Source organism: Streptomonospora sediminis (assembly GCF_054778995.1).
Genome location: NZ_BAAGYZ010000098.1, coordinates 16,511 through 31,373, shown reverse-complemented (window position 1 = coordinate 31,373; position 14,863 = coordinate 16,511). Strand labels below are relative to the sequence as shown.

The window sequence follows — 14,863 nt, the reverse complement described above, 5'->3', positions numbered from 1 at the left end:
CCCTCCGCATTCCTTTGGTGGTCGGCTTCTCGCGCATGCCGACCAGTCTGGGACACCGGGTGCGCGCGGGCACAGCCGCCCCTGGAGATAGGGGCCGGTGACGTGCCGCCGCTACGCCGTGGCGGGGGACCGCGCGCAACGCCCGGGCGGCCGCGGGCCGGCCCGGGCGGTTCCCGGTGCGGGGCGGTGCGGATGTCCGGATGCGGACCCGGACCCGGCGCGCTGCGCCGGGATCGCGCTGGCAGACTCGCGAGCATGGACACCGCGAAAATCGCAGAGAACTACCGCAATCGGGCCGCCGAGTTCACCCGCCGTGTCGAGGGGGTGCCCGCGGGCGGCTGGGACGCCGACACACCGTGCGAGGGATGGACCGCCCGCGACCTGATGCGCCACATCGTCGAGGTCCACGCGCGGATGCCCAAGGTGATCGGGCAGCCGGTGGAGCCGTCGCACACGGTCGAGGACGACCCGGTGGCATCCTGGTACGAGGCCCGCGACACCATGCAGCGGCTGCTGGACGACCCCGCCAAGGCGGGCCGGGAGTACGACGGCGCCATGGGGCGGACCAGTGTGGGCAAGACCGTTGACACCTATCTCGGCTTCGACCTGGTCGTCCACTGCTGGGACCTCGCGCGCGCAACCGGTCAGGACGAGACCCTGCCGCCCGAGGAGGTGTCGTGGGTCTTCGAGCTGGCCCGCGGCATGGGCGACAACATCCGCCACGCAGAGGTCTGCGGCCCCGAGGTCAGCGTGCCCGAAACCGCCTCCGAGCAGGACAGGATGCTCGGCTACCTGGGCCGCCGCCCGTAGTCGCAGTGCCGGCACCGGTCCCCGCCGTGCCGCTGCGGGGACCGTGCACCTCCCACACGGTCCGGCGGTCAGCCTCCGCTGCCGCCGGCCGGCTCCAGGGCGGCCATGATGGCGCCGAGTTGGCGCATCTGATCGCGGGTGAGCCGGTCGAAGACCCGTTCGCGGACCCGGTTGGCGTGGCCCTGCGCCGCCTCGCGCAGGTGGGCGAGGCCGTGGTCGGTCAGGACCGCCCACGAGCCGCGGCGGTCCTCCTCGCAGCTTTCGCGGCGCACGTGCCCGGTGCGCTCCAGGCGCGCGATCTGGTGGGACAGGCGGCTCTTGGAGACGATGACGCTGTCGGCGAGCACGCGCATGCGCATCCGCATGCCCGGTGCCTCGGACAGCGTGACCAGGATGCCGAACTCGACCAGGCTGAGCCCGTTGCGGGCCTGCAGGTCGTGGTCGAGTTCCTCCTCGATGCGGGACTGGGCGGTGAGCAGGCTGCGCCACACCGCTTGCTCCTCGGTGTCGAGCCACCGCACCTCATCGCCCATGGGCGCAATCGTACTCAAGGCGCCCTCACCCGGTCCGGTCTTCGCCGGGGCCTGCGGCCCCGCCGGCCAGACCGGTTCCGGCCAACCACACGCGTGCCCCGGCCAGCACCGGCGCGGGCAGTGTGTGGCCGCCGGGGTGCTCGTGCAACCGCAGATCGGCGCCGCGCTGTTCGAGCTGGCGGGCCAGCAGCCGCGCCTGGTCGATGGTGGTCACCGGGTCGGCGCGGCCGGCGCCCACGAACACCGGCGTGCCCGCGAGATCGGCCGGGCCGGGCTCGCGGTCCTGCAGCGGAGCGGCGGTGGCGAACAGGGCGGCGCCCGCCAGCAGCCCCGGGTGCAGCAGCAGGGTGGCCGCGGCGATGTTGGCGCCGTTGGAGAAGCCGACAGCGACCACGCGGCGCGGGTCGAGCCCGTACTCGGCGACCGCGGCTCCGACGAACTCCGCCAGCTCGCCGGAGCGGGCGATGACGTCGTCGACGTCGAAGACGCCCTCGCGCAGCCGCCGGAACCAGCGGTTGGCGCCGTTCTCGCTGACCCGGCCCCGGGGCGAGAGCAGTCCCGCCCCGGGCGCCAGCGCCCGACCCAGCCCGAGCAGGTCGTACTCGTCGGCTCCGGTGCCGTGCAGCAGGAGCAGTGTCAGCCGCTCTTGGCCCTCGGCGGGTTCGCGGACGTGGTGGAAGCCGCCGATCGCGCTCACTGCCCCGTCCCCTCTGCCGCCGGCCGCCCGGCAGCTGCGGCCGGATCGGCGCCGGGGCGGTCGTGCCCGCCGACGACCAGGTCGGGCAGGTGCCGCTCGATCTGCTCGCGCTTGGGTTCCAGCCACGGCGGAAGTTTCAGGGCGCGGCCGAGCTGGAGCAGCGGCTCGTCGTAGTCGAAGCCGGGGCCGTCGGTGGCGATCTCCAGCAGCACGCCGCCGGGCTCGCGGAAGTACACCGACGTGAAGTAGGAGCGGTCGCGGACCTCGGTGATGTCCACGCCGTCGCCCGCCAACCGCTGCTGCCAGTTGACCTGGGTGGGCTGGTCCGGGGAGCGGTAGGCGACGTGGTGCACGGTGCCCGCCGCGACCAGGCCGTTGCGGGCCCCGGGGTCGGCCAGGACATCGACGACGGTGCCGACACCGGCCGCGGCTTCGCTGGTGTGGAACCGGTAGCGGTTGCCCAGTTCGCCGGCCGGCTCGAAGCCGAGCTTGCCGTTGAGCATGCCCGCCGTTCGGTCCAGGTCGTGCTCGGTCAGCGTGACCCCGCGGATACCGCGGATGGCGTGCTTGACCGGCACCGCGCCGCCGTCCCAGGGGTCGGTGTCGTGGTGGTCGGCGCCGGCGACCAGTTCGATGACGAGCCCGTCCGGGTCGCGCAGGCTCAGCACGTCCTCGCCGAGCCGTTCGACGGGGCGGGTGGCCTCGACCCCGAGCGCCGCGAGGTGGCCCTGCCACCAGCTAAGGGAGCCTTCGGGCACCGAGAACGACGTGGTGGTGGCCTGCCCGGCGCCCAAGCGGCCCTTTGGTGCGCCCGGCCACGGGAAGAACGTCATGACGGTACCGGGATTGCCGGCGCGGTCGCCGTAGTAGAGGTGGTACGTCTCGGGAGAGTCGAAGTTGACGGTCTTCTTGACCAGCCGCATGCCCAGCGCGTTCAAGTAGAAGTCGGCGTTGGCCTGCGGATCGCTCGCGATGGCGGTGACGTGGTGGATCCCCGCTGGACGCACATCCATGGTGGGCCTTCCCTTGCGTGGTGGCGCTGCGTTCACTCCGCGATAACCGTTGAAGATTCAACGATATTCCACCGGTCCGGCGTCTACGGTGCCCCGGACCGGCCGCGCGCGGCCGTCCGCGGCTCCGGCCTAAGCTTGCGGGTATGACGGCCCCCGCTGCCCCGGAGATCCGCGTGCTGATCGTCGACGACGACCCGCTGCTGCGCGCCGGACTGGCGATGATGCTCGGCGGCGCACCCGACCTGAACGTCGTCGGCGAGGCCGGCGACGGCACCGGGGTCGCCGAGCTGGTCGAGCGCGAACAGCCCGATGTGGTGCTGATGGACATCCGGATGCCGTCGATGGACGGCCTCTCGGCCACCGAGGCGCTGCGCGCCCGTGCCTCGGCGCCGGAGGTCATCGTCCTCACCACCTTCGACGCCGACGAGCACGTGCTGCGCGCGCTGAGCGCGGGCGCGGCCGGGTTCGTGCTGAAGGACACCCCGCCCGCCGAGATCGTCGAAGCGGTCCGGCGGGTCTCCCGCGGCCAGCCGGTGCTGTCACCGCCGGTGATCCGCCGCCTGGTCGAGCGGGCCACCAGCGGTGGCGACGGCCGCGACCTGCGCCGCGACCGCGCACGCGAGCGGCTGCGCGCGCTCAACGACCGCGAGCGCGAGGTCGCCATCGCGGTCGGCCAGGGCGGCTCCAACGCCGAGATCAGCGCAGCCGTGCACCTGAGCGTGCCGACCGTCAAGACCTACGTGTCGCGCATCCTCGCCAAACTCGACCTGAACAACCGCGTGCAGATCGCGCTGCTGGTGCACGACGCCGAACTGCCGGGCGGCGGTGACGGGAGCGGTGACGGCGGCGCTGCGGGCCGCTGAGCCGGTGTCCGCCGCGGCGGCACCCGTGCGCAACGCGCGGGCGCCCCTGCGGAGCGACCGCCCCCGCCGACTGCGGATAATCGGGGTATGCAGGGGCGCGAGAAGGAGACGGTGACCGACCGGACATTGGATGTGCTGGAGGCGCTGGCGCATACGTCGCGGTTGGCCGACATTGCTGCGGCGGCGGAGTTGCCCAAACCGACCGTGCACCGGATCCTGCAGCGGATGGTCGCGCGCGGCTTCGTGCGTACCGACGGGCAGGGCCACTACATCGGCGGGCCGCGCGTGCTATCGCTGGCCGGGCGCTACATGCGCCGGCTGGACCTGCCCCAGCACGCCTACCCGGTCCTGTCCCGGCTGCAGGAAAGCACCGAGTGGACCGTCCACCTCGCGCTACTGACCGGCGACGAAGCCGTCTACGCCGCAAAACTGGAGGGGACCAAGCCCTACCACCTCGCCTCCCGCGTGGGCATGCAGCTGTGGCTGCACTGCACGTCGGTGGGCAAGGCGATGCTCGCGCGCATGCCCGACGACCGGGTGCACGCGCTGCTCCAGCGGACCGGGATGCCGCGGCGCACCCCGAACACCATCTGCGAGGAGGAGCGGCTCTTCGCCGAGCTGGCGGCCGTCCGCGCCCGGGGCTACGCCGAGGACCGCGAGGAGAACGAGACCGGCGTGGGCGCGGTGGGCGCCGCGGTCACCGACTACACCGGCGAGGTCGTGGGCGGCGTGAGCGCGGCGGCGCTCGTGCACATGCCCACCGAGGGCACCGCCGCCTGGCGCGGCGAACAGGTCGCGGCGGCGGCTGCGGAGATCTCCACTCTGCTGGGGTCGTTGGGGGAGTAGCGGCGGGGGCGGGCGGTCCCCGGTCCGGCCCGCGGCCGGCGGGCCGCCCGGTGCACCGATGACCGTGCAGGAATGCCCGGATTCCACAGCTGAGACGGGCGGTTCTGCATGGTCGCCACCGACCTCGCAGCGCGGCCGTGCGATCTGTTTTCGCACCTCAACGCTTTACGTGCACGTCTTATGTGTCCCCTTCACAGTTCCTCACAGGTGTGTTTATGATGTGAAACACGAACTCGATGAAACGCCGTTTCATTGAATGGAACACGACATTCAGTGGAACGCAGCGCTCAACGAAACGCAGAAGGGACGGGAGCGCCAGTGCAGAACGGGGGACAACCCGAGCCCGCCCAGCGGGCCCCGGCCGCTACCGGGGTCGCGTGGATGGACGCCGACGCCGGGTCCGAGCGGCCCGGTACCGGCGACCAAGGCCCGCCGTGCCTCGTGTCGCCGGCCGAACTGACCGAGGTCGCCGAGGCCGCGCTGCGGAACATGGGCGCACCGAAGGGGACCGCGCTCGCCGTTGCGGCGTCCCTGGTCGACTCCAACCTCGTCGGCCACGACTCGCACGGCGTCCGGCGGCTGCCCATCTACGCCCGCGCGGTGCACCAGGGCCGGATCGACCCCGCCGCGCTGCCGGAGGTCGGGGACCGCGAGGGCGCCGTGGTGACCGTGCGCGGCAACCTCTCCTTCGGGCAGGTCGCCGCGGCCGCCGCCGTCCAGGCGCTCGGCGAGGCCACCGCCGCCAACGGCATCGGTATCGCGGCCATACGCGATTGCAACCACATCGGCCGCCTCGGCGAGTACGTCGAGTCCCTGGCCGAAGCCGGCTACATCGGCCTGGCCCTGTGCAACGCCGACCCCACGGTCGCTCCGTTCGGCGGGCGCGAGCGCAAGCTCGGTACCAACCCGCTGGCTTGGGCACTGCCCCGCGACTCAGCGGGCGACCCCGCCGGCACCGGCCCGGTGGTCATGGACTGGGCCACCTCGGCCGTTGCCGAAGGCAAGCTTGCTGTGGCACGCGCACGCGGCGAGGACGCGCCCCCCGCAGCGGTGCTGGACTCCCGCGGCCACGAGTCCAGCAAACCGTGCGACTTCTATCTGGGCGGAGCGCTGCTGCCCTTCGCCGGGCACAAGGGCTACGGCCTCAGCATGATGATCGAAGCCGTCGGCGGACTGCTCTCCGGGGGCGGCGTGTCGTGCCTACCGGGGTATGACGGCGGCAATGGCACGGTGTTCATCGCCATCGACCCGGAGCGGTTCCTGCCCGCCGATGCCTTCCGCGCCCAAGTCGCGGACTTCTGCGACGAATTGCGCCGCACGCCCGCCGCCGCGGGCCACAGCGAGGTGCTCGTCCCCGGCGACGTCGAACGGCGCGCCCGCGCCGAGCGGGCCGAATCGGGCATCCCGGTGCCGCCCGCGGTGTGGGAAGCGCTCACCGACCTGCTGGTCGACCGCCCCGGCGGCCACCAGGACAGCGCTGACAGCCCGAACAGCCCGAGCAACCCGGACGACCTGGCCGGCCCGGACCGACCCGCCGGCCCCGACGACCAGCACGCTCCGGGCGGCCCCGCCGCCGACCCGGCAGCGGGGCCCACACGGTGAGCCCGGGCCGGCCGGTCCGCACCCGGCCGGCCCCCGCGCCCTCCAGCAGGGCGCCCCCAGTTGCGAACGCCGACCCGGCCACGATCGAAAACGGGGGAGAGACGGAGTAACGCCATGACCGACCAGGAGGGGGCCCGGGCCCCGGACAACACACCCGCCACGTCCCCTGAACACATGCGGCGCGTCGTGCTCGCCTCGCTGGTGGGGACCGCGCTGGAGTGGTACGACTTCTTCATCTACGGCACGGCCGCCGCCCTCGTCTTCAACGTGCTGTTCTTCACCGACGCCGACCCCGCCATCGGCACGCTCGTCGCCTTCGCCAGCTTCGGCGTGGGGTTCGTGTTCCGCCCGCTCGGCGGCTTCATCTTCGGCCACATCGGCGACGTGCTCGGCCGGCGCACCACACTCGTCATCACCACGTTGATCATGGGGCTGTCCACCGGCATCATCGGGCTGCTGCCCACTTACCCGCAGATCGGACTCTGGGCGCCGGTCCTGCTGACCCTGCTGCGTATCTGCCAGGGCCTGGGCGCCGGTGCGGAGTTCGGCGGCGCCTCCACGCTGCTGTCCGAACACGCCCCGCCGGAACGGCGCGGGTTCTTCGGCTCGTTCGCGCAGACCGGCGTGCAGATCGGCCTGGTGATGGGCACCGTGGTCTTCCTCGTCGTCGGTTTCCTGCCCGACGAAGCGCTGATGAGCTGGGGCTGGCGGCTGCCGTTCCTGCTCAGCTTCCTGCTGATCGGAGTGTCGCTGTACCTGCGGCTGCGGGTCGCGGAGTCGCCGGTGTTCCTGCAGGCGGCAAAGAAGCGCACCACGGTGCGGCTGCCGATCGTGCGGGCACTGCGCAAGTACCCCGGCAGCTTCCTGGTCGGCATCGGGGCGCACATCTGCGACACCGCCGTCGTCTACATCTACGCGACCTTCAGCGTCTCCTACCTCACCACCCAACTGGACCAGCCCCGCTGGGTGGCGCTGACCGGCGTCATCGCGTTCGGCGTGGCGGTCATCCTGCTGCAGCCGGTCTACGGCGCACTGTCGGACCGCATCGGGCGGCGGCCGCTGAACATCTTCAGCGTGCTGTTCACCGCCGCGTTCGCCTTCCCGTTCTTCCTGATGCTCAACACGGGCATCCCCGCGGTGATCTGGCTGGCGCTGATCATCGCCACCACCCTTGGTGTGGCGCCGATGATCGCGGTGCAGCCGGCCTTCTACGCGGAGCTGTTCGGCGCCGGGGTGCGCTACACCGGATTCGCCGCCTCCCGCGAGATCGGCGCGGCCATCGCCGGGTTCTCGCCGGTCGCGGCCGGTGCCCTGCTCGCCTACTCGGGCGGCGACCCGTGGCTGGTCGCGCTGCTGATGATCGGAACCGCGGCGATCTCGCTGGCGGCTTTCGTGTTCTCGCGCGAGACCCGGGAGGTCGACATCTCCGCCTTCGACACCGACCAGACCAGTATCGTCACTGCGTCCTGGCGCAACCGCCGCCCGGCTCCGGAGCAGCATTGAACCGGGCCCGGTGGCGCACGTCCACATCCGATGCCGAGGTGACTCATGACCATGGCCGAACAGCGTCTGAACCGGACGGCGGTACGCGACCGGCTGTCCGCCGGACCGGCGGACGAGCTGCCGCCGCCCGGTACCGGAACCGGGATCGTGCACCTGGGGCCGGGTGCGTTCCACCGGGCGCACCAGGCGGTCTACACCCAGCGGGCCATGGCCGCCGAACCGGGCGACTGGGGCATCTGCGCCGCAGCCGCGCGCGGGCGAACGGTCGTCGACGCGCTGCGCGCCCAGGACCACCTCTACACCGTCACCGAGCGGGCACCCGATGGCGCCGACCGGATGCGGCTGGTCGGCGCCATCACCGGCAGCGTGGCTGCGCTGGACGAACCCGAGCTGCTCGCGGCCGCGGTCGCGGCGCCCGCCACCAGCATCGTCTCGCTGACCATCACCGAGGGCGGCTACCGGCACGACCCCGCCACCGGCCGCCTCTCGCCCGATGACCCCGAGACCGCCGCCGACATCGCCGGCCGGGCGCCGCACACGGCCGTGGGGCAGCTGGTGCGCGGCCTGCAGGCGCGCAGCCGCGCCGACGGCGGGCCGCTGACCGTGCTCTCCTGCGACAACCTGCCGCAGAACGGGCGGCTGGTGCGCGGGCTGGTCGAGTCCTTCTGCGAGTTGCTGCCCGCGAACGAGGGCACCGAGCTGCTGGAGTGGATCCGCGCGCAGGTGGGTTTCTGCTCCACCGTGGTCGACCAGGTGGTGCCGGCCACCGCGCAGGCCGACCGGGACCGCGTCGCCGCGGAGCTGGGCGTGCGCGACGAAGCGGCCGCGGTCGGCGAGCAGCACCGCTCGTGGGTGATCGAGGACCGCTTCGCCGGACCCCGCCCGGCCTGGGACCGCGCCGGCGCCCGTTTCGCCGGCGATGTCCGGCCCTACGAGACGGTCAAGCTGCGCTGCGTCAACGCCACGCAGTCCACGGCCGCGTGCATGGGGCTGCTGCTGGGGGCCGAAACCGTTGCCGAGGCGGTCGGGCGCCTGGACCTGCGCCGCTTCCTGCGCGCGCTCTACACCGGGGAACTGGTGCCCAGCGCCGCCGCGGCCGGCGGGAACCCGCCCGGGTTCGAGGACCTGCTGATGCGCCTGGGCAACCCGAACCTGCGCCACCGGCTCGCCCAGATCGCCCAGCAGGGGCTGGGCAAGCTGCCCCAGCGCCTGGTCGCGCCGGCCGAGGAGCACGTGCGCAACGGCCGCGAGCCGCGGCTCGCGTGCCTGGCGATCGCCGCGTGGGTGCGGCTGCTGCGCACACCGCCGGGGGACCGCCCGCGGCTGGACCCGGACTCCGAGCACCTCGCCGAGCACCTTGCCGCGGCGCGCTACGCCACCGAGGCGGTGGATCTGCTGCGCAAGCGCATGCCCGGGCTGTCGGGGGAGTCGGGGGCCCGGCCCGACGTCGGCGACCGCGTCGCCGAGGCGCTGCGCGCACTGGAGGTGCGGGGCGCATCGGCGGTCGTACGGGAGGCCGCCGGATAGCGGACCGCGCGGCGGTTGCGGGCGGCGGCGGCGAGCAGCAGGCACCGGGCAACAGGCACGGAGCAAGCAGCAAGCAGCAACGAGCGAGGAGGACGCGGATGCGGATCGACGGCGCCGTTCTGGTCGTGACGGGCGGCGGCACCGGAATCGGGCGGGCCGTGTGCCTGGAGGCCGCCCGGTGCGGCGCCGCCGGGATCGTGCTCACCTACACCCGTTCGGCGCAGGAGGCCGCGGAGACCGCGGGCGAGGTTGAGGCGGCGGGCGCCGCCGCGCTGCCGGTGCAGGCCGACGTCGCCGACACCGGGCAGGTCGGGCGCATGGCCGACACCGCCCTCGAACGGTTCGGCCGCGTGGACGGGCTGGTGAACAACGCCGGGACGACACGCGTCGCCGCGGCGCAGGATCTCGCCGGGCTCACCGACGACATGTGGCGGGAGATCCTCGACGTCAACGTCGTCGGCGCGTTCCGCTGCGCCCGCTCGCTGGAACGGCCGCTGCGGGCGGCGGGCGGCGCGATCGTCAACACCTCCTCGATCTCCGCGCACCGCGCCGGCGGCTCCTCCATCGCCTACGGGGTGAGCAAGGCCGCGCTGGAGCAGCTCACCCGGTCCCTGGCCGCAGCGCTCGCCCCCGACGTGCGGGTCAACGCGGTCGCCCCGGGCACGGTCGAGACCCGCTGGCAGACGGGCCTGCGCGGCGAGGAAGGGTTCGCCGAGTTCAGCCGCAAGGAGCGCGAGTCCATCCCGCTGCGCGCCACCACCCAGCCCGACCAGGTGGCCCGCTGCCTGCTGGCCATGCTGGAGATGGACGCGGTCACAGGAGAGACCCTCATCATCGACGGCGGCAAGCACGTGCTGTACTGACCGGTCGGCCGCGGGCCGGCCGCCGCAGCGCCGGTTCCGGGGGCGGTGAGAAGATTGGGCGCCCTCACCCCCCGGCTCCGAGGAGACATACACCGTGCCCCGTTCATCCCAGCAGCCCACGCTGTCCCGGCTCATGCGCTCCCTGACCGCCGTCCTCGGGCTGGGGTCGTTCTCGCTCGGGGCGGCCGCGGTGTTCCTGACCGCGAACGGCACCGGCGCGGCGGCGCTGATCATCTTCGGCGGCGTACTCCTGGTGCTGGCGCTCTTCGGTGACCGGATCGACAGCCTCGAGTTCGGTGGCGCGAACCTGCGGATGCGTGCCGCTGCGGCGGCGAAGTACGCCTTGGCCGAGGAGTCCGACGAACGCGGCGACACCGCTGCCGGCGACCGGCTGCGAGGAGAGGCGCGGGCGCTGCTGGAGGCGGCCGGCGCGATCGCGGAAGACTACCGCTCGACCCGCCGGACGATGCCTTCCGGCCCGCGGCGCACCGCGATCATGGAGCGGATCGTCGAGCGGGCCCGCGACCTCGCCCGCGCGGGCGGGACCGACGCCGACCAGGTGCGCGAGTGGTTGCGCTCCGGCGATGAGGAACGGCGGGTCACCGCCCTGGGCATGATGCAGGCCGACCCGGACCTGCGCGACTTCGAGGCGCTGCTGCCGCTGGTGGAGATGGCCGGCAGCGCCTTCGAGCAGTACCACGCGCTGCTGCTCGCCGAGAAGATGGCCGACTCGCTGGAGGACGGGCAGCGCGCTCGGCTCGCGGAGGCGGTCGTTGCGGGCAAGACGAACCACGACTTCGGCCGCCACCGCGGCGAGGTAGCCGAAGCGCTGGTGGAGCGGCTGGGCGAAGACGTCCGGTAGCCCGGCCGCTGGCGCCTTCGGGCCGGTGGAGCGGTCGCGCCGATACGTCCGGTAGCCGGGCCCCTGCTTGTGTGCAGCGGCCGGAATGGCTCGGCTCGGCTATACACACGATGTATAGATGGCGTGTATAGTCCTGGCCATGTCCTTCGCACACACTGTCCTCGGGCTGCTCGAGAACGGCCCGGCGCACGGTTACGACATCAAGCGGGCCTACGACCAGCGTTTCGGGCTGGACCGGCCGATGCACTACGGGCAGGTCTACGCCGCGCTTGCGCGTCTGCTCAAGAAAGGCCTGGTCGAGGTCGCCGGGACCGAATCCGGCTCCGGGCCCGAACGCAAGCGCTACGCCATCACCGATGCCGGGGTCACCGACCTCGATGCCTGGCTGGCCGGTCCCGAGGCGCCCGAGCAGTACCTGCAGAGCACCCTCTACACCAAGGTCGTGATAGCGCTCCTCAGCGGCCGCCCTGCCGCCGATGTGCTGGAGGTGCAGCGCGGCGCCCACCTTGAGGCCATGCGCGAGCTCACCCGGCGCAAATCCAGCGGCGACCTCGCCGAGCACCTCGTCTGCGACCACGCGCTCTTCCATCTTGAGGCCGACCTGCGCTGGCTGGAGCTCACTGCGGCCCGGCTCGACGAACTCGCCGCGGAGGTCCACTCATGAGCCCCGACTCCGCCGCCCCCGCAGCCCCGCCCCTTTCCGGCGCCGACCCCGGCCGCCTCCTGCTCAGCGCCCGCGGCCTGGCCAAGTCCTACGGCCCCACAACCGCCCTGCGCAGCGCATCCTTCGATGTCGCCCCGGGCGAGATGGTGGCGATCATGGGCTCCTCCGGCTCCGGCAAGACCACGCTGCTGCATTGCCTGGGCGGCATCATCCGCCCCGATAGCGGAACCGTCTCCTACCTGGGCCGCGACCTCGGCTCGATGTCCGAGAGCGAACGCAGCTGGCTGCGCCGCGGCGACTTCGGCTTCCTGTTCCAGTCGGGCGGGCTCGTCCCCGAACTGAGCTGCCTTGAGAACACCGCCCTGCCGCTGCGGCTCAACGGCCTCTCCCGCAAGACCGCCCACCGGCGCGCCGCGGAGTGGCTGGCGCACCTGGGTGTCGACCACACGGCCCGCCAGCGCCCCGGCGAGGTCTCCGGCGGTGAAGGCCAGCGGGTCAGCCTGGCCCGGGCGCTCGCCATCGAACCCGTCGTCCTTTTCGCCGACGAACCCACGGGCGCGCTCGACTCTCTCAACGAGGAGAAGGTGATGCAGCTGCTGACCTCCGCCGCGCGCAGCAGCGGCACCGCGGTCGTGCTCGTCACCCACGAGGCGCGGGTGGCCGCATACTGCGACCGCGAGGCCGGCGTCCGCGACGGCCGCACCCGCGACCTCGTGCCGGGCGGCGCCCAGTGAGCCCGCAGGGCGCGCGCCGGCCCGCCGCCCCTCTGCGCTGGTGCCGCGAGACCGCCCTGGGTGTGCGGATGTCGGTATCGGGCGGGCGCGACTCCTGGGTTCGGCTCGCGCTGATCACGGTGGCCGTCGGCGCGGCGGTGGCCTTGCTGTTCGGCGCGGCCTCCGTGCCGACACTGATGGACGCCCGCGCCGCCCGCGACCTGGCCCGCTCCTACGACGTGACCGCGGCGATCCAGGAGCCCGCCGCCGATACGCTGCTCATCGGCGACGCCCGGACCGACTACGACGGCCAGCGGGTCTACGGCCAAGTCGTCCACCCCGAAGGCCCGCGCGCACCCGCGCCGCCCGGCGTCGCCGAACTCCCCGGCCCCGGCGAGATGGTGGTCTCGCCCGCCTTGGGGCGGTTGCTGGACTCGCCCGGCAGCCGGTTGCTGCGGGAGCGGCTCGACTACCGCGTCGTCGGAACCATCGGCGGCGCCGGCCTGCTCGGTCCGCACGAGCTCGCCTACTACGCCGGGGCCGACACCGGCGTGCTCGCCCCGGGCGTCGCGATGGTCCACCGCATCGACGGCTTTGGAAAAGCGCAGGTCGAGTCCCGTACCGACCCGGCCATCCTGGTGCTGGTACTGCTGGGCACGGTCGTCGCGCTGCTGCCGCTGGGCGTCTTCGTGGCGGCGGCGCTGCGCTTCGGCGCCGACCAGCGCGACCGCAGGCTCGCCGCGCTGCGGCTGCTCGGCGCCGACCGGTGGACCGCGGGGCGGATCGCGTGCGGCGAAACCCTCGCCGGTGCGCTGGCCGGGCTGGCGGCCGGCGCCGCGGTGTTCCTGCCGCTGCGCAATGCCGTACCTCCGTTGCGGCCGGGCGGCATCGACGTGTTCGCCGCCGACATCGTGCCGCACCCCGCCCTGGCGGCGGCTGTGGCGGTCGGCGTGGTCGGTCTCGCGGTCGGCGTCACCCTTGTCTCCACCGCGCGGGCGGCGGCCGATCCGCTCGGGGCCACCCACCGTGCCCCCCGGCCGCGCCGCAAGCCGTGGTGGCGGTTCGCGCTGCTCGCCGCGGGCGCTGCGCTACTGGGTCTGACCGCGGCTGGAGACGGCTTGGCCGGCTCCGGAGCCGGCTCCACGCCGCCGGCGATGGTCGCCGGGATGGTGCTGTTCCTGGCGGGCGCCGCCGCGGTGACCCCGTGGCTGTTCCAGGTGGCCGTGTCCCGCGCACGCGGCGGCGGCGTGGCCCGGATGCTGGCGGTGCGCAGGCTGCGCGCCGACGGCACGGCCGAAACCCGCATCGTCGCCGGTGTCGTGGTGGCCGTCGCAGGTGTCATCGCGCTGCAGACCGTGCTCGCCGGCGTCGAGAAAGGCTTCGGCGAACCCCGGCCGCTCTTCCCGGGCGCGCCCCTCTACTACGCCGACATCCCTGACCAGGACCCGCTCTCCGCGGCCGAGACCGCCACACGGTTGGCGGGTTCGCCCGCCGTCGAGGACGCGCGGGCCACCGCCCGGTACCACGACACTGCGGGCCCGGCCGGGCGGCTGACCATGCGGGTCGGCGGCTGCGACGCGCTGCGGCAGTACGCCCGCCTCGGCATGTGCTCCGACGGCGACACCTTCGTTGTCGAGGGGGGCAAGAACCGCCCCGAACCGGGCGACCGGCTGCAGATCGCCCGCGGGGGCGACGAGACCGCCTGGACACTGCCCGCCTCCACCCGCGCGGTGCCGCCGTCGGAGTTCACCACGGAGATGACCGCCCCGGGCGAGGCCGGCGGCGTGCTCGCCACACCGGGTGCCATCAGCGGTGCCGGGCTGCCGCATGCCCCCACCCGGGTCGCCTTCGACCTCGCGCCGGGCAAGCCCCAAGCCCTGGAAGAGGCCCGCACCGCGGCCCGCGATATCAGCCCGCTCGCCCGCACCGTGGTCAACCGGGTGGTCGACGGCCGCGACGTGATCGCCCCGATCCGGGCGCTGCTGACCGCCGCGGTCTCGATGTCCCTGGTGGTCATCGGGCTCGGGCTGCTGATCTCCACCGTTGAACAGCTGCGCGAGAGCAGGCGGCCCCTGGCGGTACTCGCCGCCTCAGGCGTGCGCAGACGCACCCTGGCGGCGTCGGTGCTGTACCAGGCCGCAATCCCGCTTGCCACGGGCCTGGCCGTCGCCGCCGCGGTGGGCACCGTGCTGGGCGGGCTGCTGCTGCGCGCCGTCGACTACCCGGTGGAGTTCGACCCGGTCGCCATCGCGGCCACCTCGGGCGTCGCGGCTGCGGTGGTCCTCGCGGTCACCGTGCTCAGCCTGCCCGCCCTGGCCCGGCTCGTCCGCCCCGACAACCTGCGGGCCGAGTAAGCCGCGCACGCCC

General features: G+C 73.5%; 14 protein-coding genes. 11 read left to right on the top strand and 3 right to left on the bottom strand.

Translation table 11 applies throughout. The features are described from left to right. Positions 1-255: 255 nt before the first annotated feature. A complete protein-coding gene (locus tag ACYVD5_RS18660; RefSeq protein WP_461002357.1) occupies positions 256-810 on the top strand; it encodes a TIGR03086 family metal-binding protein in 555 nt (184 codons plus the stop codon). Between the two features lie 68 nt (positions 811-878). Here ACYVD5_RS18660 and ACYVD5_RS18655 read toward each other — a convergent pair whose 3' ends face one another. From ACYVD5_RS18655 to ACYVD5_RS18645, 3 genes are read right to left on the bottom strand one after another with little or no spacing between them, the layout of a single operon-like run. Beyond that, entirely contained in the window at positions 879-1,343 is a 465-nt protein-coding gene (locus ACYVD5_RS18655; protein ID WP_461002356.1) for a MarR family winged helix-turn-helix transcriptional regulator, read from the bottom strand. 25 nt (positions 1,344-1,368) lie between these two features. Then, positions 1,369-2,040, bottom strand: coding sequence for an alpha/beta hydrolase (locus tag ACYVD5_RS18650; protein WP_461002355.1), 672 nt, complete (start codon positions 2,038-2,040; stop codon positions 1,369-1,371). After that, positions 2,037-3,053 (bottom strand): ring-cleaving dioxygenase, encoded by a 1,017-nt coding sequence (locus ACYVD5_RS18645; RefSeq protein WP_461002354.1) that lies wholly within the window; start codon positions 3,051-3,053, stop codon positions 2,037-2,039. Before ACYVD5_RS18645 ends, ACYVD5_RS18650 begins: the two co-directional genes overlap by 4 nt. Positions 3,054-3,196: 143 nt before the next feature. Here ACYVD5_RS18645 and ACYVD5_RS18640 point away from each other — a divergent pair, with 143 nt between their 5' ends. The 10 genes from ACYVD5_RS18640 to ACYVD5_RS18595 all read left to right on the top strand — a co-directional run bounded on the left by ACYVD5_RS18640 (position 3,197) and on the right by ACYVD5_RS18595 (position 14,850). Further along, positions 3,197-3,916 (top strand): response regulator transcription factor, encoded by a 720-nt coding sequence (locus ACYVD5_RS18640; RefSeq protein ID WP_461002353.1) that lies wholly within the window; start codon positions 3,197-3,199, stop codon positions 3,914-3,916. Positions 3,917-4,003: 87 nt separating this feature from the next. Further along, a complete protein-coding gene (locus tag ACYVD5_RS18635) occupies positions 4,004-4,762 on the top strand; it encodes an IclR family transcriptional regulator (RefSeq protein WP_461002352.1) in 759 nt (252 codons plus the stop codon). Between the two features lie 318 nt (positions 4,763-5,080). Continuing rightward, a complete protein-coding gene (locus ACYVD5_RS18630; RefSeq protein ID WP_461002351.1) occupies positions 5,081-6,364 on the top strand; it encodes an Ldh family oxidoreductase in 1,284 nt (427 codons plus the stop codon). Positions 6,365-6,478: 114 nt separating this feature from the next. Next, positions 6,479-7,867, top strand: coding sequence for an MFS transporter (locus ACYVD5_RS18625; RefSeq protein ID WP_461002350.1), 1,389 nt, complete (start codon positions 6,479-6,481; stop codon positions 7,865-7,867). Between the two features lie 51 nt (positions 7,868-7,918). Beyond that, a complete protein-coding gene (locus tag ACYVD5_RS18620; RefSeq protein WP_461002349.1) occupies positions 7,919-9,394 on the top strand; it encodes a mannitol dehydrogenase family protein in 1,476 nt (491 codons plus the stop codon). A 98-nt stretch (positions 9,395-9,492) separates the two neighbouring features. Further along, a complete protein-coding gene (locus ACYVD5_RS18615; protein ID WP_461002348.1) occupies positions 9,493-10,257 on the top strand; it encodes an SDR family NAD(P)-dependent oxidoreductase in 765 nt (254 codons plus the stop codon). Positions 10,258-10,351: 94 nt separating this feature from the next. Continuing rightward, positions 10,352-11,119 (top strand): hypothetical protein, encoded by a 768-nt coding sequence (locus ACYVD5_RS18610; RefSeq protein ID WP_461002347.1) that lies wholly within the window; start codon positions 10,352-10,354, stop codon positions 11,117-11,119. 139 nt (positions 11,120-11,258) lie between these two features. Then, positions 11,259-11,783, top strand: a complete 525-nt coding sequence (locus ACYVD5_RS18605; RefSeq protein ID WP_461002346.1) for a PadR family transcriptional regulator — start codon at positions 11,259-11,261, stop codon at positions 11,781-11,783. Continuing rightward, positions 11,780-12,517, top strand: a complete 738-nt coding sequence (locus tag ACYVD5_RS18600) for an ABC transporter ATP-binding protein (RefSeq protein ID WP_461002345.1) — start codon at positions 11,780-11,782, stop codon at positions 12,515-12,517. Before ACYVD5_RS18605 ends, ACYVD5_RS18600 begins: the two co-directional genes overlap by 4 nt. After that, positions 12,514-14,850, top strand: a complete 2,337-nt coding sequence (locus ACYVD5_RS18595) for an ABC transporter permease (protein ID WP_461002344.1) — start codon at positions 12,514-12,516, stop codon at positions 14,848-14,850. The genes ACYVD5_RS18600 and ACYVD5_RS18595 overlap by 4 nt, the downstream gene beginning before the upstream one ends. Positions 14,851-14,863: the final 13 nt, after the last annotated feature.